Below are 20,314 nucleotides of genomic sequence, written 5' to 3'. Positions count from 1 at the left end.
AAGGCTTCTCCCCCCTCCTTTTCTTTTTAAAATGACCAGTATCAAACTGTTATAGAACACGAAAAAGAGCAAATGGTCATCACCATTCGTGCACATACATTGTTGAAAACAAATAATATAGTAGAAAAACGTCTTTTCGACAAATTACACAGCCTGTGGATAAACAATTCAACAACCTGTGTAATATCTTTCCACAGCTTATCCACAGATTGTGGATAACGCAAATAGGTCAGATAAGTAATTAAGAGTTAAAACACAAATATAATATCAAAATAAACGAGATGGTGCAATGGGTGTCACAAACTTATCCACACACTTTACATCCTGTTGAAAAATAATTATCCACATCGGTTATTTGTGTGAAAAAAATGTCGATAATGGATGTGGATAGTCTAAATATGCCGGAAAAATATCCACACCCTTGTTTTGGAGGCTTTTTAGGAGGAAAAAAAGAATAAAATGTTGGAAACTGAAAAAGAAGGTTTCTTCGTTTGATAAATTATGTTATGCTTATAAGGTTGATAATAAGAGTTTTATCATTGATATTGACAATCGATGGGTTACACAAATATAATGAGTTAGACTGTCTTAAACAGCTATTCCTCAGGGAGGTGTCATAAATGAAAAGAACGTTTCAACCAAATAACCGTAAGCGTAGTAAAGTTCATGGCTTCCGCAGCCGTATGAGTTCTAAAAACGGACGTCTAGTTTTAAAGCGACGCCGCAGCAAAGGTAGAAAAAAATTATCAGCTTAGGCCACTGAATAATGTCAGTGGTCTTTTTTACATAAAATCGTAATTGAACTGTCAGTTTTTATCGGAGTGGAAGAAAACATGAAGAAGCGAAACAGGCTAAAAAAAAATGAAGAGTTTCAAAAGGTGTTCAAAAAAGGTCAATCAATGGCGAACCGCCAATTCGTTATTTACCAGCTGGATCAACCAAATCAAGATGAACTGCGTTTAGGATTGTCTGTCAGTAAGAAGATTGGTAATGCAGTGATGAGAAATCGTATTAAACGACTGATCCGCCAGGTGTTTTTAGAGGAAGGTCATAAGTTAAAGCAAGAAAAAGACTACATTGTCATTGCAAGAAAACCAGCAAGTGAATTGACCTTTGAAGAAACAAAGAAGTCTCTCCAACATTTATTTAGAAAATCCGCTGTTTATCAACAACAACCGAAAAAGTCTTCGTAATAGAAACTTTCGTTGAATCAATTTTTAAAAGCGCTTCCTTCATCTAGTGAATTAAAATGAAACCACCACTTTGTAATGAAAAAATGTTACCATACTGATTAGGTGAGTCACTTTCGTAATCAATTCCAACTTAAATAAAGTTTGAAGTAATGGGAGGAATCTTGTTGAAAAGGCGATTATTACTAATATTTAGCTTGATTGGCGCATTGGTTCTATTGGCAGGATGTACACAGATTAATGAACCAATCACATCAGATAGTAAGGGATTCTGGAACTCATATATTGTTTACCCGCTATCTCAATTAATCACGTACATGGCAAATTTGACTGGTGAAAACTACGGGGTTGCGATCATTATTGTGACACTGTTAATCCGTTTGCTCATTTTACCATTAATGATTAAGCAGTTAAGAAGTACAAAAGCAATGCAAGCATTGCAGCCTGAATTGAAAAAACTTCGTGAAAAATATAGCTCTAAAGATCAAAAAACTCAGCAGCAGCTTCAGCAGGAAACAATGGCCCTTTTCCAAAAGAATGGCGTCAATCCATTGGCTGGCTGTTTCCCAATTTTAATTCAGATGCCAATCCTAATCGGTTTTTATCATGCGATTATGAGAACAGCAGAAATTAAAAAGCATACATTCTTATGGTTTGACTTAGGCAGTCCAGATCCATTGTTCCTATTACCGATCATTGCGGGGGTAGCTACTTTCATTCAGCAAAAACTGATGATGGCTGGAAATCCTTCGGACAACCCTCAAATGGCGATCATGCTGTGGGTTATGCCGATTATGATCATTGTATTTGCTATTAGTTTCCCAGCAGCACTTTCATTGTACTGGGTTGTAGGTAACATTTTCATGATCATCCAAACATTAGTGATTAAAACTCCTCAAGTAAAATTAGATACAAAAGAAAAAGCTGGCGGGAATAAAAAATGAAGGAAATAACTGCTGTCGGTCGCACAATCGAAGAAGCAGTAGATTCCGGACTTAAACAAATGCAGCTTCTAAAAGAAGAAGTAGATATCACAATAGTTGATGAAGGAAATAAAGGGTTCTTAGGATTATTTGGCAAAAGACAAGCTGTAGTCAAATTGATAGAAAAGAGAAATGCTCTTAAATTAGCTACACAGTATTTAGATAATATTGTTAAATCAATTGATCCTAAAGCGAAGATTGTTTCCAAACAGGAACCGAAAAAGATTTCTTTCCACATTGATGGAGATAAAACGTCATTAATGATTGGAAAAAGAGGTCAAACTTTGTACTCTTTAGAAACCTTGGTACAGTTAGTGTTTAATCGCTATTCTGATCAGTATCATCATATTACCATTGATATTGGAGATTATAGGAAGAAGCGACAAGAAGCACTTGAACAATATGCCGTCAAGACAGCAAACAAAGTTTTAAAAACGAAGAGAAAGGTTCATTTAGAACCAATGCCTTCGAACGAACGAAAAGTAATTCATGATACGATCGCTGCTTTTTCTAAAGAACTAGCAACGGCATCGGAAGATACAGGCAGCAAGCGTCATGTTGTGGTGCTGTATAAAAAATAACAGAAAGGCTAGAATTCAGCAAAGCTGGATTTTAGTCTTTTTTTATTGAAAAATTGTGTTTCTATAGAAGATTCATCCTTTATTTCTAAAAAGTTAGGGTGTAATTTGAGTGGAAAATGCTATTTTCACAAGTAAACAAAGGCATCGGGGCGTTTAAATTTATTGGGTTTCGGTGTAAGATGTGAAGATGAGTTGAGAACGTCGTTATTCACATGTGGATAAGTTAAGTGTTAAAATAGATAGGATGCCAAGCTGTGGATAATTAGATGGAGGATACTTTCACTTCGCTTTCATTTATGGTATCTTTAAATTTTGGATTAAGCGTTTTTGATATAGAGATGGACAACGTCCATTTAATAGATAAAAGACTGTCTATTAAGTAGAGAAAGAGGTGATTGAGCGATGGATACAATTGCAGCCATTTCGACACCGATGGGTGAAGGAGCAATTGCGATTATTCGTTTAAGTGGGCCTGAAGCGGTACAGATCGCTGATCGGATGTATAAAGGGTCTAAGGAGAAAAAACTTGTATCAGTGGATTCTCATACCATTCATTATGGTCATATCGTGGATTCAAAGACTGATCAAGTAATAGAAGAGGTCATGGTGTCAGTACTTCGAGCGCCAAAAACATTTACGAGAGAAGACGTTATTGAGATTAACTGCCATGGCGGAATTGTAACGGTCAATAAAGTATTGCAGCTTGCTTTAAGAGAAGGAGCAAGATTAGCGGAGCCAGGTGAGTTCACAAAGCGTGCTTTCTTAAATGGAAGAATAGATCTATCGCAAGCAGAGGCTGTCATGGATTTGATTCGGGCAAAGACGGATCGTGCGATGAATGTAGCAATCACTCAAATGGAGGGACGACTCTCCGGTTTGGTTCAGCGACTGCGCGGCGAGATCCTAGAAACACTGGCGCATATTGAAGTCAATATTGACTACCCAGAGTATGACGATGTTGAAGAAATGACACATCGCGTTTTAGTGGAAAAAGCGACATCGGTCAAAAAAGAAATTGAGTCGCTGCTCTCGACCTCTCAGCAGGGGAAAATCCTTCGAGAGGGCTTATCCACTGTAATTATAGGAAGGCCGAATGTTGGTAAGTCTTCCTTGCTGAATAGTCTTGTACAGGAAACAAAGGCGATTGTCACAGATATTCCTGGAACTACGAGAGATGTCATTGAGGAATATGTGAATGTAAGAGGTGTACCCCTCCGTCTAGTCGATACTGCGGGTATACGTGAGACTGAGGACATTGTTGAGCGTATAGGGGTTGAACGATCTAGACAGGTCTTAAAAGAAGCTGACCTGATTTTACTTGTGCTCAATTATAGCGAAGAATTATCAGAAGAAGATATTAAGCTTTTTGAGGCTGTCTCAGGTATGGATATCATCGTAATTGTGAATAAGACAGACCTTGAGCCTAAGCTTGATGTAGAAAAGGTCAAGCAGTTAGCGAAGGATCGTCCGGTGGTCACTACATCATTATTACAAGAAAAGGGCATTGATGAGCTAGAAATGGCGATTCAATCACTGTTCTTCACTGGATCAATTGAAAGTGGAGATTTAACGTATGTAAGTAATACAAGGCATATTGCCTTACTTCAGGCAGCAAAACAGTCAATTGAGGATGCTCTTGAAGGAATTGCAATGGACGTACCGATCGACATTGTTCAAATAGATTTAACACGCTGCTGGGAACAGCTCGGTGAAATTATAGGAGATGCTGTTCATGAAAGCTTGATTGATCAGTTATTCTCTCAATTCTGTTTAGGAAAGTAAAGGGAGGAACATAAGAAATGGGTTATGAAGCTGGCAATTATGACGTCATCGTCGTGGGTGCCGGTCATGCTGGGGTTGAGGCTGCTCTTGCTTCTGCAAGACAGGGCGCCAAAACACTTGTATTGACTATCAACCTCGATATGGTTGCTTTTATGCCATGTAATCCGTCCGTAGGCGGTCCTGCAAAAGGGATTGTCGTTAGAGAAATTGATGCACTGGGCGGAGAAATGGCACGAAATATAGATAAGACGCATATCCAAATGCGTATGCTGAATACGGGGAAAGGACCTGCTGTCCGTGCGTTAAGAGCGCAAGCAGATAAGTTCCAATATCAGCATGAAATGAAAAAAACAATGGAAAATGAACCGAACCTGACAATGCTTCAAGGGATGGTGGATCATTTAATTGTAGAAGATGATGAATGTAAAGGTGTCGTTACCCAAACAGGAGCAAACTATCGTGCGAAGTCTGTTGTATTAACGACTGGGACTTTCTTAAAAGGCCGCATTATTTTAGGGGATCTATCGTATTCAAGTGGTCCAAATAACCAGCAGCCATCCATCAAATTATCGGATCACCTAGCAGAGTTAGGATTCGATTTGGTTCGCTTTAAAACAGGAACACCTCCTCGAGTGAATAGTCACTCGATTGACTATAGTAAAACAGAAATTCAACCAGGTGATGACGTTCCGCGGGCGTTTTCCTATGAAACGGTTGAATATATTACTGATCAACTGCCATGCTGGTTAACTTATACGAGTTTAGAAACACATCAAATTATTGATGAGAATCTTCACCGTTCTCCAATGTATTCAGGTATGATTAAAGGAACTGGTCCTAGATACTGCCCTTCCATTGAAGATAAAGTGGTTCGTTTCAATGACAAACCAAGACATCAAATTTTCTTAGAGCCAGAAGGTCGTAATACGCAGGAAGTGTATGTTCAAGGATTATCTACAAGTCTTCCAGAGGATGTACAGCAGCGCATGCTTTCCACCATCCCAGGGCTCGAAAATGTACAAATGATGAGAGCGGGTTATGCCATTGAGTATGATGCAATTGTGCCTACTCAGTTGTGGCCTACACTTGAGACGAAGAAAATTTCTGGATTATATACAGCCGGCCAAATTAATGGTACGTCAGGCTATGAGGAAGCAGCAGGTCAAGGGATTATGGCTGGTATTAATGCAGGAAGAAAAGCATTGGGTAAAGAAGAAGTCATTTTAAGCCGATCTGATGCATATATCGGTGTTCTCATTGATGACCTTGTCACAAAGGGAACAAATGAACCTTACCGTCTTTTGACATCCCGTGCAGAGTATCGTTTGCTTCTTCGTCATGACAATGCGGATTTAAGATTAACTGAACTTGGCTATCATATTGGATTAATTTCTCAAGAAAGATTCCAGGCATACCAGCAGAAAAAAGAAGCCATTGAAGCAGAGAAAAAACGTTTATATTCTGTCATCATTAAACCCACAGCAGAGACACAAGAATTTATTCGTTCACTTGGTGGAAGTGAGCTGAAGGACGGTATTCGTGCAAGTGATTTGATGAAGCGTCCAGAAATGAACTATGAATCTGTTGTGACGTTAGCTCCTGCTGAAACACAGCTTCCTTCTGATGTGTGTGAGCAGGTAGAGATTCAAATTAAATACGAAGGTTATATTGAAAAGTCACTCCAACAAGTTGAAAAGCTGAAAAAGATGGAGAACAAAAAGATTCCTGATCGTATTGATTATGATGCCATCAAAGGGATTGCAACTGAAGCGAAACAAAAGCTGAAAGAAGTCCGACCGCTTTCTGTTGCACAGGCTTCTCGTATTTCAGGCGTTAACCCTGCTGATATTTCTATCCTTTTAGTATATTTAGAGCAGGGACGTATTGCGAAGATAGCAGAATAGAAAGGATGTCGGCATGAACATTGAACAATTTACAGCAGCACTAGAGGAGAAAGGGATGACTCTTTCTCCTGTGCAGCTTGAACAATTTGAAACTTACTTCCGCATGCTTGTAGAATGGAACGAGAAAATGAATTTGACGTCCATTACTGAAAAGGAAGAAGTGTATTTAAAGCATTTTTATGATTCAATTTCCGCATCATTTTTCATTGATTTTCACAAAGTAACGACGATTTGCGATATAGGAGCTGGTGCTGGTTTCCCAAGCATTCCTCTTAAAATTTGCTTCCCTCATCTACATGTGACCATTGTTGATTCTCTTCAGAAACGAATTACGTTTCTCAATGAGTTAGCAAAAGGGTTAAACTTACAAGATACTACTTTTTATCATGATCGTGCGGAGACGTTTGGACAACGTAAGGAAAAGCGTGAAAGCTATGATCTTGTCACTGCTAGAGCGGTTGCGCGTTTATCCGTCTTGAGCGAACTATGTCTGCCCCTTGTAAAAAAGGAAGGATTGTTTGTGGCATTAAAAGCATCTGCTGCTGATGAAGAAATGCAAGCAGGGAAGAAAGCCGTTACTGTCCTCGGAGGAGAGGTTGTTGAAAAGCATTCCTTTGTCCTTCCTTTAGAAGAAAGCGAACGGAACATCATTGTCATTGAAAAGAAAAAGCAAACACCAAAAAAATATCCTAGAAAACCAGGAACACCTAATAAATCACCAATAGAAGGTTGATCATGTAAAAGGTCGGTTTTTCTTCAATATTTAAGATTTTACAGAAGGAAAAAACATGAGAAAATAGAATTATAAAAAGGTAGTTTTTAAAGGTGGTGTAGGTTCATGAAGCATTCACTCTCACGCTTCTTCGGGCTTGGTGACAAAGAACATCCTGAGCGTGAAACCGAAATAGAGGCAGAGATTGCTGAGCATGATACATTAAAGGAAGAGATACAGGAGCTCCCGGTCGACACAATTATGCCAAACCGTTTTCAGCCACGCACCATTTTTTCAGAAGAAAAGATACATGAGCTGGCCACGACGATTCATACCCATGGCATTATCCAACCTATTGTTGTCAGACCGACAGAAGAAGAAGGAAAATATGAACTGATCGCCGGCGAAAGACGTTGGAGAGCGGTACAGACTCTTCACTGGGAGAAAATCCCCGCTATTATAAAAGATTTTACTGATACGGAAACGGCATCTGTGGCATTGATTGAAAATTTGCAAAGAGAAGAGCTGTCTGCTATTGAAGAGGCTCATGCCTATGCACGTCTTTTAGAGCTTCATGATTTAACACAGGAAGCGCTTGCTCAGCGTCTAGGTAAGGGACAATCAACTGTTGCAAACAAATTAAGACTTTTAAAGTTGCCTGAAGAGGTACAACAGGCCATCCTAGAGAAAAAAATCTCTGAAAGGCATGCACGTTCACTTGTACCCCTAAAGCTTCCAGAATTACAAATCGCGCTATTGCAGGAAATCATCGAAAAGCAGCTGAATGTAAAACAGACTGAAGAGCGTGTAGTGAAAATGCTTGAACAAAAAACAGATCGCAAACCGAAGCCAAAACGTAAGGCGTTTAGTCGTGATACACGAATTGCGATGAATACCATTCGTCAGTCTCTCCATATGGTAGAAGACAGCGGGCTTAAAATAAATACCGAGGAAGAAGAATTTGAGGAATATATCCAATTAACAATTCGGATTCCTAAATAGAAAAAAGCTGATGAGAGCCACTCGTCAGCTTTTTTTATTGGTTCTACTTTATATTTACTTATTATTCACAAATTGGTAAAATATGATTTTCATAGAGGAAAGGAGGTGACATGACTCGATGAAAATGAAAAAGACGAATTTTGTTATTATTTGTTATTTACTATTTTCTTTTTCTCTTTTTACAAATGAAACAACCACATTTGCTGTGAATTCGCCAACGGTTCCTGCAGAAGAAAGTCCGCTGACCAAAAAAGAACTGAACGTCCTGAAGAAACAAGGTGTTGTTTCGAAGGAGATCACTTTAGATCAATTAAATCATGAGCATGAGTCTCAGGACGACACAATTGACCTGATTTCAGCTGGCGATCATTTGAAGGCTTATGGCTTACAACAAAACAAGCAGGATGAGTTTGTGACGGATGAAAAGCCGCACACCATCAAGCGCCTTTTAGGAAAGCCGTATCCTGGTACCGATATTTTGCCTAAAAAAGGGGATATATTGGTGACAAACACTGATGCTTTGAAGGGCATCGTTGGACATGCAGGTATCGTCATTAATGAGAAGAGCTTTGCTTCTATTCCAGGGTTTCGACAGCATCCTCAGCTTGATTCCATTCTTAACTGGTTTCGCTATAATGCCAATACAAAGGTCATTCGTATTAATCAAGAGAAAACAGCAGACCTAGCTGGGGAATGGGCGCGCGATTATGTGAAAGCTCATCCAAAGGCTCGATACTCCATCACCATGTCTATTCAATCACTGGACCCGACTTATTGTTCAAAGATTGTGTGGCAGGCCTATGCCAAAACAGGCGATGCTGTAGGACATGCGACATTTACCATTAAGACCCCCTATGGATTCTTAAAAAAGAGAAACTATAAAACGGTGACCCCTAAGATTATTGTGAACGAAGGCCGTACAATTGGTGGATTACATTTTTGACATGTGCCCCTCACTTTTGATGGAAGTGAGGGTTTTTTATGCATATCTTTTTCTTCAAAAAGATATATTGATATATTTTTTACTGCGTTTAAGTTCGTCTTTTCATGTACGAAAATAGACATTTGCTGACGAATATATAATGGAGAAACAAAAAAAGCAAACGTTTCATACTTTTTTTGATAGAATAGGAAGTATGAATGAATGAGAAACTTGTTAAGTTGAAAGTGGGTGACATCGTGGGAAAAATCATAGCGATTACCAACCAGAAGGGCGGCGTCGGGAAGACGACAACTTCTGTTAATTTGAGTGCGTGTTTAGCATACATAGGTAAACGAGTGTTGTTAGTTGATATTGATCCGCAGGGCAATGCCACGAGTGGTATTGGGATTGAGAAGGCCGACGTAGAGAAGTGCGTGTACGATATTTTAGTTGATGATGCAGATGTTCTTGATGTGATTAAGACGACAGAGGTCGAAAATCTTGATGTCATTCCTGCGACAATACAGCTTGCAGGGGCTGAAATAGAGCTTGTGCCTACGATTTCACGTGAAGTGAGATTGAAGAGAGCACTTGAATCTGTTAAGCAAAATTATGATTATATGATTATTGACTGCCCGCCATCACTCGGATTACTGACGATTAATGCGTTAACAGCATCCGATTCCGTTTTAATCCCGGTACAGTGCGAATATTATGCGCTTGAAGGATTGAGCCAGTTGTTAAACACCGTTCGTCTCGTGCAAAAACATTTAAATACGGATCTCGCCATTGAAGGTGTCTTGCTGACAATGCTTGATGCACGAACAAATCTTGGGATTCAAGTCATCGAAGAAGTGAAGAAATACTTTAGAGATAAAGTCTATCAGACCGTGATTCCGCGAAATGTAAGACTGAGTGAAGCGCCTAGTCATGGGAAACCGATTATCTTGTATGATCCACGTTCAAGAGGTGCAGATGTCTATTTAGACTTAGCAAAGGAAGTGGATGCGAATGGCTAAAGGTCTTGGAAAGGGTATTAATGCACTATTTAACACTGTAGACTCAAATGAAGAAACGGTTGAAGAAATCAAAATAAAGGATTTGCGTCCAAACCCGTATCAGCCAAGAAAAACGTTTGATGAAGATGCATTGTCTGATCTCAAAGAATCCATTCAGCAGCACGGTGTTTTACAGCCAATCATTGTCCGTAAATCGATTAAAGGATATGACATTGTAGCAGGTGAACGTCGTTTCCGTGCAGCACAACAAGCTGGTCTGACAACGATTCCTGCGATCGTCAGAGAATTTTCAGAAACGCTGATGAGAGAGATTGCCCTTTTAGAAAATCTGCAACGCGAGGATTTATCTCCATTAGAAGAAGCGGAAGCCTATGCTTCCTTACTAGATCACTTAAGTGTGACGCAAGAGGAATTAGCGAAGCGATTAGGGAAGAGCAGACCGCATATTGCGAACCATCTCCGTCTTTTGACTTTACCGGATGAAGTACAAAAGCTGATTGCAGATGGAAAGTTATCGATGGGTCATGGAAGAACATTGCTTAGCTTGAAAAACAAAAATAAGCTGGCGCCATTGATAAAGAAAATTGTGGACGAGGGGTTAAACGTCCGTCAGGTTGAGAAACTTGTTCAGCAATTAAACGAAAATGTTCCACGTGAAACAAAGAAAAAAGAAGCACCAAAGGATCGAGTGTTGAAAGAAAGAGAGTCTTTCTTACAAAACTACTTTGGCACTTCAGTGTCGATCAAGAAACAGAAGAAAAAAGGAAAAATAGAGATTGAATTTCTCTCCAACGAAGATTTAGAAAGAATTCTCGAATTGCTTTCTACGAGAGAATCATCAGAGTGACCATCTTGATACGAGATGGTCTTTTTTATATTCTCCCAGTGATATTTTGAATAGGAGCGAAGAGAGAACGGCTTTTTTCTCTTGTCCAATCCATTTGATCAATATGAGATAGACTTTCAGAAAGTGTATTGGCCATAGACATGACAAGATGAAGGCGTGTGTTTTGGAGAACGAAGTATTCCATAAAGCCGCTCACATTGACGATCCCATTAATATGAATATCTCCTACCTCTGGCAGTTCCTTTTGTACACCTGCTCCAGGCTTTAACGGTCCATCTCCAATTTGGAAGGAGCCTACACTTTTCACTCTTCCTAAACAGGCATCAATCGCTACAATAAACGGATGTTTATGAGCTTGTTCAATTTCGGCGAGCTTTTCTTTTAAATTGACCGCATGAACTGGGTCAGAGAGCGTTCCATATACATGAAGCTTTTTCAAATCAAGACCTGAAAGCTTTGTACCAACAAGTGGACCTAGAGAGTCGCCAGTTGAGCGGTCTGTTCCAATACAAACGATGGCAACGGGTCTTTTTCCTGCTTTCTGAAGATGCGAGAATAAAATACTTTTAAGCTGTTGAATGGCGTTTGTATCCGTATGGGACACGTATTCTTTCACCCTATTTCTAAAAAAAAGACCGTTCTTGCTATTCATAGGTCTCACTTCCTTGTCATAGTAGTTAGTAACAGTATACGGAAACAAGCTTAATTCTATACCTATGAGGTGATGATTGTGTGGAAGGCTGGTTCAAGGTGGACGCTTTTAATTTTAGGAAGCTTAATAGGAGCGGGGTATGCTTCCGGCCAAGAAATTTGGCAGTTTTTTGGCATTGATAGTGGACTAGCCATTCTACTGTTTACATTGATGTTTATGCTGTCTACCTATGTGGTGTTGAAAATCAGTTATGAGGTACGTGCCGATCACTTTGTGCCAGTGCTAGAGCGGCTTGTCGGTCCATGGCTGGCTAAAGTGTATGATGTTTTAATTGTCCTTTATTTATTCACGACAACGACAGTCATGATTGCCGGTGGCGGGGTGACACTCGAGATGTATCATGTGCCATTTTGGATTGGCATCGGTGCATTTTGTCTGTTTTCATTTATGATTTTTTTCTGGGATGTGAAAGGGCTTTTATCTGTGAATGCTTTCATTATACCAATTTTGGTGGCGGGGCTCATCTATGCATTTGTTTTTTATTATATGAACCATGATCATATGTGGCGGATTGATTTTGGGCAGCAGTACAATTGGCCTGCCAGCATTGTCTTTGCTTCTTTGAATATATTATCTGTAGTCGCAGTGCTGTCTTCGGTTGGAAAAGAAATGAAGGGGCTTGGCGAGGCAAAAGTGGCGAGTATATTAAGTGGCCTGATTTTTGGGGTCATCTCGTACGTGTATAACGAAATACTGGTTGATATTTCTGGGAGCCTATCAGCAGAAGGCATTCCTTTGTTTACAGTATTAGAAGGAGCGCCGACATCATTGTTTGTGTTTATGACTGTTGTCCTTTGTCTAGCCATTTATACGACGACAGCGGCAGGTTTATTTGGTTTATCGAGCCGAATGCTCTCTTTTGTACCATTGCCCCGCTGGCTGGTTGTGTTCGTGATGCTTCTGTTGATGGCGCCTTTGACATCTCTTGGGTTTGCCGATTTAATTGCTTTCTTGTATCCGATATACAGCTTGCTGAATCTTTATTTGCTTGTCTGTTTAATGCTATATCCGATTTTAAGTAAAAAGATATTTTCTCGCCCTAAAAATTATATTGATAAAATAAAATAAGCACCTCTCTTTGTCAGAGCTGTGCTTATTTTATCCGAATAGAGTCAATGGCGTCTTTGATATCATCATAGACTGGCATTTGCTTGAGACGCTGAAGGCGTTCCTCTAATTCTGAAATGGCTTGTCCCTTTAAATGCTGGAAGATGTGTTGCTTGACAATGGTCGTCTGGTTGATCATGTCTTCGGTTTTAGACAATTGATACTCCAAGTGCACGCGAGTGTTTGCTAATTCGTCATGCAGTCGCATTTTGAGCAGCCGTTTTAGATCTTTTCGCTGTCCTTCTCTTCGTAGGGCCTGAATTGCGGCTATTTCTTCTGGGGACTGCGTTTGCGTTTGTGGTGCCGATTGATTTTCAAATACAGACATGGATCGGCGGGTACTCACATTTTGCAAGAAACGCTGGGCGTCACTAGGAGGTTTATTTTGATTGATCATGCGGCGACTCCTTTCTTAATGAATACCCATTTGCATCGCAAGGCGCCTATCTGCCTTGGCGTAATCATCACCCATTGTGTACATATGTCTTGAAAGGGAAGAAAGTTCTTGTTCGTAATCTCTCAAGGTGTACAGGGCATTCAGTTGTTTTTCGTGTGAATAAAAGGAGGAATGATGTTGTTCCATCCTCACTTCTTCTACCAATGCTTCCACATCACTTGAACTTAATAAATCATAGTGGCCAAAGCCGACGAGTCCTTTGAGCTCTTGTTTTACATGTTGGACGGCGTCTTTTACACTTTCATCGATCCCATCGATTTTATCAAATATAGTGTGTACTTCATGTTCAATCACACTTTGGAGATCGTAGGATGAATTTTTCAGTAAATGGGATTTTATGATAATTTCTAGACCACTTTGTGCATATGCACGTCCAGAATGGATTTCTTGCAACAGCAAGGCTGTAAAACTTGTATTATGATCAAGCTGTTCATCTAAAATCCGGGCAGATCCATCTTTGTGGAATGAATACCCATTTCCTTTTAAACTCCCAGAAATAAGAGCTAAAAAGGCATTTGTATCAAAGGATTCGTTCCATTCTATATTCATAGACGCAAAAGCTGATTTTAAAAAGGTGTCAATTTCTCTTTGTTTATATTTAACGGATTCTTGGGCGTCGCCTTGCTGCCTTGGCGGTACGGTGTACTTCACTTGACCAACTCCATGATCATGGCGATTGAGTAAACCTACATAATGACTAGGTTGAATATATTCAGTCAAGATCCGTTTATATTGACCTTGCTGCGCTTTCTGCTGAATCGAAGGCGCCAGACTGCTCCATATATTTGGGCTATCAAAGGTAACGGCTTTTTTGACAGCTGGCTGTTCTGTCGCAACATAAGCACAAACAGCACCGGCAAGGGCTTGTCCAGTGAGATAGATACCTGCATTGGGATGCTTCTGGCTGACTTGCTCTATGTATTCCTTCCCTTTAAAAAAGACATGATCTTGATTGCTATCAAGGGACTTCCTTTCAATGGGATAGGCATAATCCGTTTTGAGCAATGACTGTACCGCGGTGTGTACATCTTGTGGCGAGGTCACCGGCATTTGCTTTGGCATCGGACAGTGAAAAGCGACGATGAACTCGTCTGATTGTTCAGGCTGCATCGTTAAACCATATAATTGATGATCGACCTTGAGAAAATCATGGACAGTGAGCGTTTGCTGACCTATTTCTATCGTATGGTGCTGCTGGTAATTGTCTATGTTTCCAGCATGATCGGATATGATTTTATATTCTTTATCAGTTAATCTATCCTTTCGATTGACCATCGTACCTGCTCCCTCACATAACATTTATGCAGATATCATAAATCAAAAAATATGGAAAAACCACAGCGTTCTACCAATAAAAACCTTTTGACCTACAGTGTTTGTGACAATATTGAAAAAAAGCGGAGTTTAAGTAACTATTGGTCACAAATAAAATGATCTAAAAGAAGGGTTTTTTCTATAAAAAAGAATAGGATGAACGATTGAAAGAGGGTCTTTGCTTTGTGCATTGCTCTTCATCGCCGTTTTTTTGTACAATAGATTCAATGAAGTGAGCAAGAGAGGTGAAAGCTGATGGCAGACAAAGCGTTTGGGTTACATGACGTCGTTGAAATGAAAAAGCCCCATCCATGTGGTGTCAATCGGTGGAAAGTGATTCGGTTGGGCATGGATATTCGCATTAAATGTGAAGGCTGCGGGCATAGCGTCATGATCCCAAGAAGAGACTTTGAACGAAAAATGAAGAAAATTCTCGTCAAGCATGAGGAGCCAACTGCTTAAGTAGGCCTCATGCTTTTTTGATGAAATTCTTCTTTTGTATAGAAGAATTAGATGCAAATTCCCGTTTTGAAGGATTGATTTATTCTTTTTGGCAATGTTTCTTCTATTGATAATGCATAACGGTTAGCTTGTCTTTTCATGTAAACCTACTTATAATTGCTCTAGGTTCATATTACGCAGTATAACGAGCACGTTTGATATAGAGGAGATGAAAGAATGGCTTTAACAGCTGGTATTGTTGGCTTACCTAACGTCGGGAAGTCAACGCTATTTAATGCAATTACACAGGCTGGAGCGGAGTCTGCTAACTATCCGTTTTGTACCATTGATCCAAACGTCGGAATTGTAGAAGTTCCAGACGAACGTTTGCAAAAACTAACAGAATTGGTGCAGCCGAAAAAGACAGTTCCGACTGCTTTTGAATTCACTGATATTGCTGGTATTGTCAAAGGGGCTTCAAAAGGTGAAGGTTTAGGGAATAAATTCCTTTCTCACATTCGTCAAGTAGATGCGATCTGTCACGTGGTGAGAGCTTTTGCAGATGATAACATCACACACGTATCAGGTAAGGTTGACCCTGTGTCAGATATCGAAACCATTAATTTAGAGTTGATTTTGGCTGATTTAGAAACAGTTGAAAAACGTTTGGCTCGTGTGAGTAAGCTTGCAAAACAAAAGGATAAGGAAGCGGTAGCTGAATTTGATATTTTGTCGAAGCTAATGAACGCATTTGAAGCTGGGAAATCGGCAAGATCTGTAGAATTTACAGATGAGCAGCAAAAGCTTGTGAAACAGCTTCATTTACTCACATCTAAACCAGTTCTTTATGTAGCAAATGTGAGTGAGGATGAAGTAGCAGATCATGACGGCAACGAATATGTGCAGCAAATCCGTGAGTTTGCTTCTAGTGAAAATGCTGAAGTCATCGTCGTATGTGCGAAGATCGAGTCTGAAATTGCAGAGCTTGAAGGAGAAGAGAAGCAGATGTTCCTTGAAGAGCTTGGCATCAAAGAGTCAGGTCTAGATCAGCTGATTCAAGCATCTTATTCACTTCTTGGTTTAGCTACTTATTTCACAGCAGGTGAGCAGGAAGTACGCGCTTGGACGTTTAAAAAGGGAATGAAGGCACCGGAATGTGCTGGAATCATTCATACGGACTTTGAACGTGGGTTTATTCGTGCTGAAACGGTTGCATATGAAGATTTACTTGCTGGTGGAAGCATGTCTGCTGCAAAAGAGGCTGGAAAAGTCCGTCTAGAAGGTAAAGAATATGTAGTGAAAGATGGAGACGTCATTCATTTCCGTTTTAATGTATAGGTTCTTGTCATAGGCCAAGTAATTTGTTATAATATACAATTGTGAGTAATATAATTTATTGCTCCTTGCCCGTATAGGGCCGCTTAGACCAAAAGGAGGTGCAATCAGATGAGAAAGTACGAAGTTATGTACATCATCCGCCCAACAGTTGACGATGAGGCTAAAAAAGCAGTTATCGAGCGTTTCAATAACGTGTTAACTTCAAACGGTGCGGAGATCACTGGAACAAAGGATTGGGGTAAACGTCGTCTTGCATACGAAATCAACGATTTCCGTGAAGGCTTCTACCAAATCGTAAACGTTCAATCTGACGCTGCAGCAGTTCAAGAATTTGACCGCTTAGCTAAGATCAGTGACGATATCATTCGCCACATTGTTGTTAAAGAAGAAGTATAAATCATTGAAATATATATTTAAAGGTGGTCTTTCAATATGCTAAACCGTGTTGTATTGGTCGGAAGACTAACAAAAGACCCTGAGCTTCGCTACACGCCTAATGGTGCGGCTGTAGCCACGTTTACTCTAGCTGTGAATCGTACGTTTACGAATCAATCTGGAGAGCGTGAAGCCGATTTCATTAACTGTGTTACTTGGAGAAGACAAGCCGAGAACGTGGCTAATTTCTTGAAAAAAGGAAGTCTTGCCGGTGTAGACGGTCGTTTGCAGACAAGAAACTATGAAAATCAGCAAGGACAGCGTGTCTTCGTGACAGAAGTTCAAGCTGAGAGTGTTCAATTTCTTGAGCCTAAGAGCGGCGGTGCTGGTTCAGGTGGATACAGCGGCGGTGGCAATAGCGGAGGCCAGTATTATGGCGGTAGCCAAAACGATCAGAATCCATTCGGAAATGAACCAAGTCAAAATCCATATGGCAATCAAAGCAACCAACAAAATCGTAATCAGGGAAATAGCTTCAATGATGACCCATTTGCGAATGATGGTAAACCGATTGACATCTCCGATGATGATTTGCCATTCTAATTGATCTGAAAAATTGACTAAAGGAAAGGTGTGAAAACAAATGGCAGGTGGACGCAGAGGCGGTCGTGCGAAACGTCGTAAGGTATGTTTCTTTACTTCTAACGGTATCACGCACATCGATTACAAAGATGTTGATCTTCTTAGAAAGTTTGTTTCTGAGCGTGGTAAAATTTTACCTCGTCGTGTAACAGGAACTAGCGCTAAGTATCAACGTAAATTGACATTAGCGATCAAAAAATCACGTCAAATGGCATTACTTCCATACGTTACTGGTGAGTAAGTCGTTGACTTAAAAGCGGAGAGCCTCGAGCTCTCCGCTTTTTTTATTGTCTCAAGAAGATCTCATCCGAACTGACTAGAGCTGTTTTTGGCGGGCTCCTTAGGGGAAGTATGTAAAAGAGAGTAAAAGTGACAGTTTGTTCTATACAAATATGGGGTCGATCTGTCATATTGGTAGTCTAGAAAATAATTGCAGTCAGGGCGTGGGAAGATGATTGAATTTAGGAAGGTATCGATGCAATTTTCAGATGAGCGTTATGCCGTTGAATCCGTTGATTTAGAAATTCAGAAAGGTGAGTTTTTTGTTTTCATTGGACCTAGTGGAAGCGGGAAAACGACAACATTGAAAATGATCAATCGTCTCATTTCTTCAACAGAAGGTGAGATTTACATAAAGGGTCAAAAAATAAACGATTATGATATGTATGAACTGCGCTGGGATATTGGGTATGTTCTGCAGCAAATTGCTCTTTTTCCTCATATGACCATTGAAGAAAATATCGCTGTGGTGCCAGAGCTCAAACAATGGAGCCGGTATGAGATCAATAAGCGAGTGGATGAATTGATGCAGATGGTTGGGCTTGATCCAGCTATGTATCGACATCGGAAGCCGTCAGAGCTATCTGGTGGACAGCAGCAGCGTGTCGGTGTGGCACGTGCACTTGCAGCTGATCCTGAGATTGTCCTAATGGATGAACCCTTTAGTGCGTTAGATCCATTAACAAGGGAGAAATTGCAGGATGATCTGCTTGATTTGCAGCGCCGTATTCAAAAGACCATTGTTTTCGTGACGCATGATATGCAGGAGGCGATGAGGCTTGGTGATCGAATTTGTATCATGAAGGAAGGGAAAGTGGTGCAGATTGGTCGTCCAGAGGAATTGGTTCAACACCCAGTCAATGCTTTTGTTCGGGAGTTTGTCTCAGGTGCTGCTCGCCATGTAGGACAACAAGCGTTTGAGCTAGAGGCCATGGCTAGACCAATGCCTCATGAGTCTCTTTTAGGCTATGAAGCGATCACAGCACATGCCACGCTGGATGAGGTCTTATCCCAATTGGCAAAGCATGAGGAATTGGCTGTGGAAAAGGATGGGGAGCGAATTGGACTAGTGAATCGTCAAGCGATGATTCAGTTTTTAGCTGATTCTCCTAGAGAGAGAGGCGAGTCACATGAATGATTGGATCAGTGTGTTATTGGATCGAAAAGAACAATTGGGACACGCCTTGCTTGAGCATATTCAAATTTCGTTTATTGCTTTATTTTTAGCCATTTTGATTGCCATTCCCTTAGGTATCTATTTAACGAGGGTGCCAAAGCTTGCAGAATGGGTGATTGGGGTGACGGCGGTCTTGCAAACAATCCCGTCGCTTGCGCTGCTTGGCTTGCTGATTCCTCTCGTTGGGATTGGGCAAGTGCCTGCGATTATTGCGCTTGTCGTTTATGCCCTACTCCCTATTTTAAGAAATACATATACAGGTATTCAGGAGGTCGATCCTTCCCTGAGGGAAGCGGCGCTTGCCATGGGAATGAATCACCGCAAACGATTATTAAAAGTAGAGCTGCCTCTGGCCATGCCAGTCATCATGGCAGGTATCCGAACCGGGATGGTTCTCATTGTGGGAACTGCCACACTTGCCGCACTGATCGGAGCTGGGGGATTAGGAAGTCTGATTTTGCTGGGAATTGACCGAAATGATATGTCACTCATTGTCATTGGCGCTATACCAGCAGCCTTACTCGCACTCTTATTTGATGTGGTGTTGCGTACGTTTGAGAAAATTTCTTTTAAAAAGACTGTGATTTCTGTGACGGTTTTTGCTGTGATTGCAGGAGCTATTGTCGCGGGCCCAGCACTTTTTCAACAAGAAAAAAAAGAAATCACCATCGGTGGAAAGCTAGGATCAGAGCCTGAAATTCTGATCTCGATGTATAAGCTTTTAATTGAACAGGATACGGATATTCAAGTCAATCTTAAGCCTGGTCTTGGCAAGACGTCTTTTGTTTTTCAAGCTTTACGTTCTGGTGATATTGACATTTATCCTGAGTTTACGGGTACTGCAATTTCTGAGTTCCTTAAACAAACAGCGAAAAGCACAGATAAAGAAAAAGTGTATGAGCAAGCGCGGCGCGGTTTGGAATCATCCTTTCAGCTCCGCCTTCTTGAGCCGATGGCTTACAACAATACGTATGCTTTAGCCGTGCCTCAGTCGCTGGCTGATCAATATGATGTATCCAATATTTCTGATCTAGCTAAAATCAAGAATCGCATAAAGGCTGGATTCACCTTAGAATTTTCTGATCGACAGGACGGGTATCGAGGTATTCAAAAGACCTATCAATTTTCCTTTGATGATGTAGTGACGATGGAACCGAAGCTTCGGTATCGAGCAATTCAAAAAGGAGATATCAATTTAGTCGATGCGTATTCGACAGACAGTGAATTGAGGCAATACAAATTAAAGGTGCTTGATGATGATCAGCATGTTTTCCCGCCATATCAAGGAGCACCGCTGTTAAGGCAGGAGACATTAACGGAGTACCCTGAGATTGAGGCTTCTCTCAATAAGCTCAGTGGTCAAATCACAGACGATGAGATGAGAGAAATGAATTATGAAGTGAATGTGAAAGGTAAGGATGCATTTCAGGTAGCGAAAGCCTATTTAAAAAAGAAAAAATTACTGCAATAATCAAGGAAGAGCAGGTTTGTTATGCAAAAGCAGACCTGCTTTTTTAAAAGGAAAAACAA

The 20,314-nt window shown here is 40.5% G+C and carries 22 protein-coding genes; 19 read left to right on the top strand and 3 right to left on the bottom strand.

The genetic code is table 11. The features are described from left to right. Positions 1 to 620: 620 nt before the first annotated feature. The 11 genes from rpmH to MHB79_RS18905 all read left to right on the top strand — a co-directional run bounded on the left by rpmH (position 621) and on the right by MHB79_RS18905 (position 10,942). The gene (rpmH, locus tag MHB79_RS18955; protein WP_008360908.1) at positions 621 to 755 is read left to right on the top strand and encodes a 50S ribosomal protein L34; all 135 of its coding nucleotides are present in this window, start codon (positions 621 to 623) and stop codon (positions 753 to 755) included. A gap of 78 nt (positions 756 to 833) precedes the next feature. Next, entirely contained in the window at positions 834 to 1,193 is a 360-nt protein-coding gene (gene rnpA, locus MHB79_RS18950; RefSeq protein WP_003214983.1) for a ribonuclease P protein component, read from the top strand. 158 nt (positions 1,194 to 1,351) lie between these two features. Then, positions 1,352 to 2,134: a YidC family membrane integrase SpoIIIJ gene (gene spoIIIJ, locus MHB79_RS18945; protein WP_095117972.1), complete on the top strand. Its 783-nt coding sequence runs from the start codon at positions 1,352 to 1,354 to the stop codon at positions 2,132 to 2,134. Beyond that, on the top strand, positions 2,131 to 2,754 hold the full coding sequence (gene jag, locus MHB79_RS18940) for an RNA-binding cell elongation regulator Jag/EloR (RefSeq protein ID WP_003215074.1): 624 nt from the start codon (positions 2,131 to 2,133) through the stop codon (positions 2,752 to 2,754). The genes spoIIIJ and jag overlap by 4 nt, the downstream gene beginning before the upstream one ends. A gap of 402 nt (positions 2,755 to 3,156) precedes the next feature. Continuing rightward, positions 3,157 to 4,536: a tRNA uridine-5-carboxymethylaminomethyl(34) synthesis GTPase MnmE gene (gene mnmE / locus MHB79_RS18935; protein ID WP_050944676.1), complete on the top strand. Its 1,380-nt coding sequence runs from the start codon at positions 3,157 to 3,159 to the stop codon at positions 4,534 to 4,536. A gap of 17 nt (positions 4,537 to 4,553) precedes the next feature. Beyond that, the gene (gene mnmG / locus MHB79_RS18930; protein WP_003215396.1) at positions 4,554 to 6,440 is read left to right on the top strand and encodes a tRNA uridine-5-carboxymethylaminomethyl(34) synthesis enzyme MnmG; all 1,887 of its coding nucleotides are present in this window, start codon (positions 4,554 to 4,556) and stop codon (positions 6,438 to 6,440) included. 13 nt (positions 6,441 to 6,453) lie between these two features. After that, entirely contained in the window at positions 6,454 to 7,173 is a 720-nt protein-coding gene (gene rsmG, locus MHB79_RS18925; protein ID WP_003215161.1) for a 16S rRNA (guanine(527)-N(7))-methyltransferase RsmG, read from the top strand. Between the two features lie 105 nt (positions 7,174 to 7,278). Beyond that, positions 7,279 to 8,154 carry a nucleoid occlusion protein gene (noc, locus tag MHB79_RS18920; RefSeq protein WP_003214896.1) on the top strand — a complete coding sequence of 292 codons (876 nt, stop codon included), beginning with the start codon at positions 7,279 to 7,281 and terminating at the stop codon, positions 8,152 to 8,154. Positions 8,155 to 8,272: 118 nt separating this feature from the next. Next, positions 8,273 to 9,097 (top strand): orthopoxovirus pf05708 family protein, encoded by an 825-nt coding sequence (locus MHB79_RS18915; protein ID WP_251190535.1) that lies wholly within the window; start codon positions 8,273 to 8,275, stop codon positions 9,095 to 9,097. A gap of 236 nt (positions 9,098 to 9,333) precedes the next feature. Continuing rightward, complete coding sequence (soj, locus tag MHB79_RS18910) at positions 9,334 to 10,095, top strand: sporulation initiation inhibitor protein Soj (RefSeq protein WP_034620351.1); 762 nt, start codon at positions 9,334 to 9,336, stop codon at positions 10,093 to 10,095. After that, the gene (locus MHB79_RS18905; protein ID WP_340990544.1) at positions 10,088 to 10,942 is read left to right on the top strand and encodes a ParB/RepB/Spo0J family partition protein; all 855 of its coding nucleotides are present in this window, start codon (positions 10,088 to 10,090) and stop codon (positions 10,940 to 10,942) included. Before soj ends, MHB79_RS18905 begins: the two co-directional genes overlap by 8 nt. Positions 10,943 to 10,967: 25 nt before the next feature. On the opposite strand, the gene yyaC is transcribed toward MHB79_RS18905, so the two are convergent. Beyond that, a complete protein-coding gene (gene yyaC, locus MHB79_RS18900; protein ID WP_003215235.1) occupies positions 10,968 to 11,594 on the bottom strand; it encodes a spore protease YyaC in 627 nt (208 codons plus the stop codon). Positions 11,595 to 11,666: 72 nt separating this feature from the next. Here yyaC and MHB79_RS18895 point away from each other — a divergent pair, with 72 nt between their 5' ends. Next, entirely contained in the window at positions 11,667 to 12,722 is a 1,056-nt protein-coding gene (locus tag MHB79_RS18895) for a YkvI family membrane protein (protein ID WP_106030161.1), read from the top strand. 25 nt (positions 12,723 to 12,747) lie between these two features. Here the strand turns inward: MHB79_RS18895 and MHB79_RS18890 are convergent, their stop codons facing one another. Together MHB79_RS18890 and MHB79_RS18885 are read right to left on the bottom strand one after the other, a co-directional pair. Further along, positions 12,748 to 13,158 carry a hypothetical protein gene (locus MHB79_RS18890; RefSeq protein ID WP_340990542.1) on the bottom strand — a complete coding sequence of 137 codons (411 nt, stop codon included), beginning with the start codon at positions 13,156 to 13,158 and terminating at the stop codon, positions 12,748 to 12,750. Between the two features lie 15 nt (positions 13,159 to 13,173). Beyond that, positions 13,174 to 14,493 carry a hydrolase gene (locus tag MHB79_RS18885; protein ID WP_268459988.1) on the bottom strand — a complete coding sequence of 440 codons (1,320 nt, stop codon included), beginning with the start codon at positions 14,491 to 14,493 and terminating at the stop codon, positions 13,174 to 13,176. Between the two features lie 294 nt (positions 14,494 to 14,787). Here MHB79_RS18885 and MHB79_RS18880 point away from each other — a divergent pair, with 294 nt between their 5' ends. The 7 genes from MHB79_RS18880 to MHB79_RS18850 all read left to right on the top strand — a co-directional run bounded on the left by MHB79_RS18880 (position 14,788) and on the right by MHB79_RS18850 (position 20,255). After that, the gene (locus MHB79_RS18880; RefSeq protein WP_012011910.1) at positions 14,788 to 14,994 is read left to right on the top strand and encodes a DUF951 domain-containing protein; all 207 of its coding nucleotides are present in this window, start codon (positions 14,788 to 14,790) and stop codon (positions 14,992 to 14,994) included. 216 nt (positions 14,995 to 15,210) lie between these two features. After that, positions 15,211 to 16,311 carry a redox-regulated ATPase YchF gene (gene ychF, locus MHB79_RS18875; RefSeq protein WP_003214682.1) on the top strand — a complete coding sequence of 367 codons (1,101 nt, stop codon included), beginning with the start codon at positions 15,211 to 15,213 and terminating at the stop codon, positions 16,309 to 16,311. 108 nt (positions 16,312 to 16,419) lie between these two features. Then, complete coding sequence (rpsF, locus tag MHB79_RS18870; protein ID WP_003215073.1) at positions 16,420 to 16,707, top strand: 30S ribosomal protein S6; 288 nt, start codon at positions 16,420 to 16,422, stop codon at positions 16,705 to 16,707. 36 nt (positions 16,708 to 16,743) lie between these two features. Further along, positions 16,744 to 17,289: a single-stranded DNA-binding protein SsbA gene (gene ssbA / locus MHB79_RS18865; RefSeq protein WP_003215157.1), complete on the top strand. Its 546-nt coding sequence runs from the start codon at positions 16,744 to 16,746 to the stop codon at positions 17,287 to 17,289. A gap of 40 nt (positions 17,290 to 17,329) precedes the next feature. Next, positions 17,330 to 17,569, top strand: a complete 240-nt coding sequence (gene rpsR / locus MHB79_RS18860; protein WP_008347556.1) for a 30S ribosomal protein S18 — start codon at positions 17,330 to 17,332, stop codon at positions 17,567 to 17,569. Between the two features lie 210 nt (positions 17,570 to 17,779). Continuing rightward, on the top strand, positions 17,780 to 18,745 hold the full coding sequence (locus MHB79_RS18855) for an ABC transporter ATP-binding protein (RefSeq protein WP_340990540.1): 966 nt from the start codon (positions 17,780 to 17,782) through the stop codon (positions 18,743 to 18,745). Next, positions 18,738 to 20,255: an ABC transporter permease/substrate-binding protein gene (locus tag MHB79_RS18850; protein WP_226804546.1), complete on the top strand. Its 1,518-nt coding sequence runs from the start codon at positions 18,738 to 18,740 to the stop codon at positions 20,253 to 20,255. Before MHB79_RS18855 ends, MHB79_RS18850 begins: the two co-directional genes overlap by 8 nt. Positions 20,256 to 20,314: the final 59 nt, after the last annotated feature.

This window comes from Bacillus sp. FSL M7-0558, from assembly GCF_038003245.1.
Lineage (GTDB): Bacteria > Bacillota > Bacilli > Bacillales > Bacillaceae > Bacillus > Bacillus pumilus.
The sequence above is the reverse complement of the archived record's forward strand: the minus strand, read 5'-3'. Positions and strand labels throughout refer to the sequence as shown.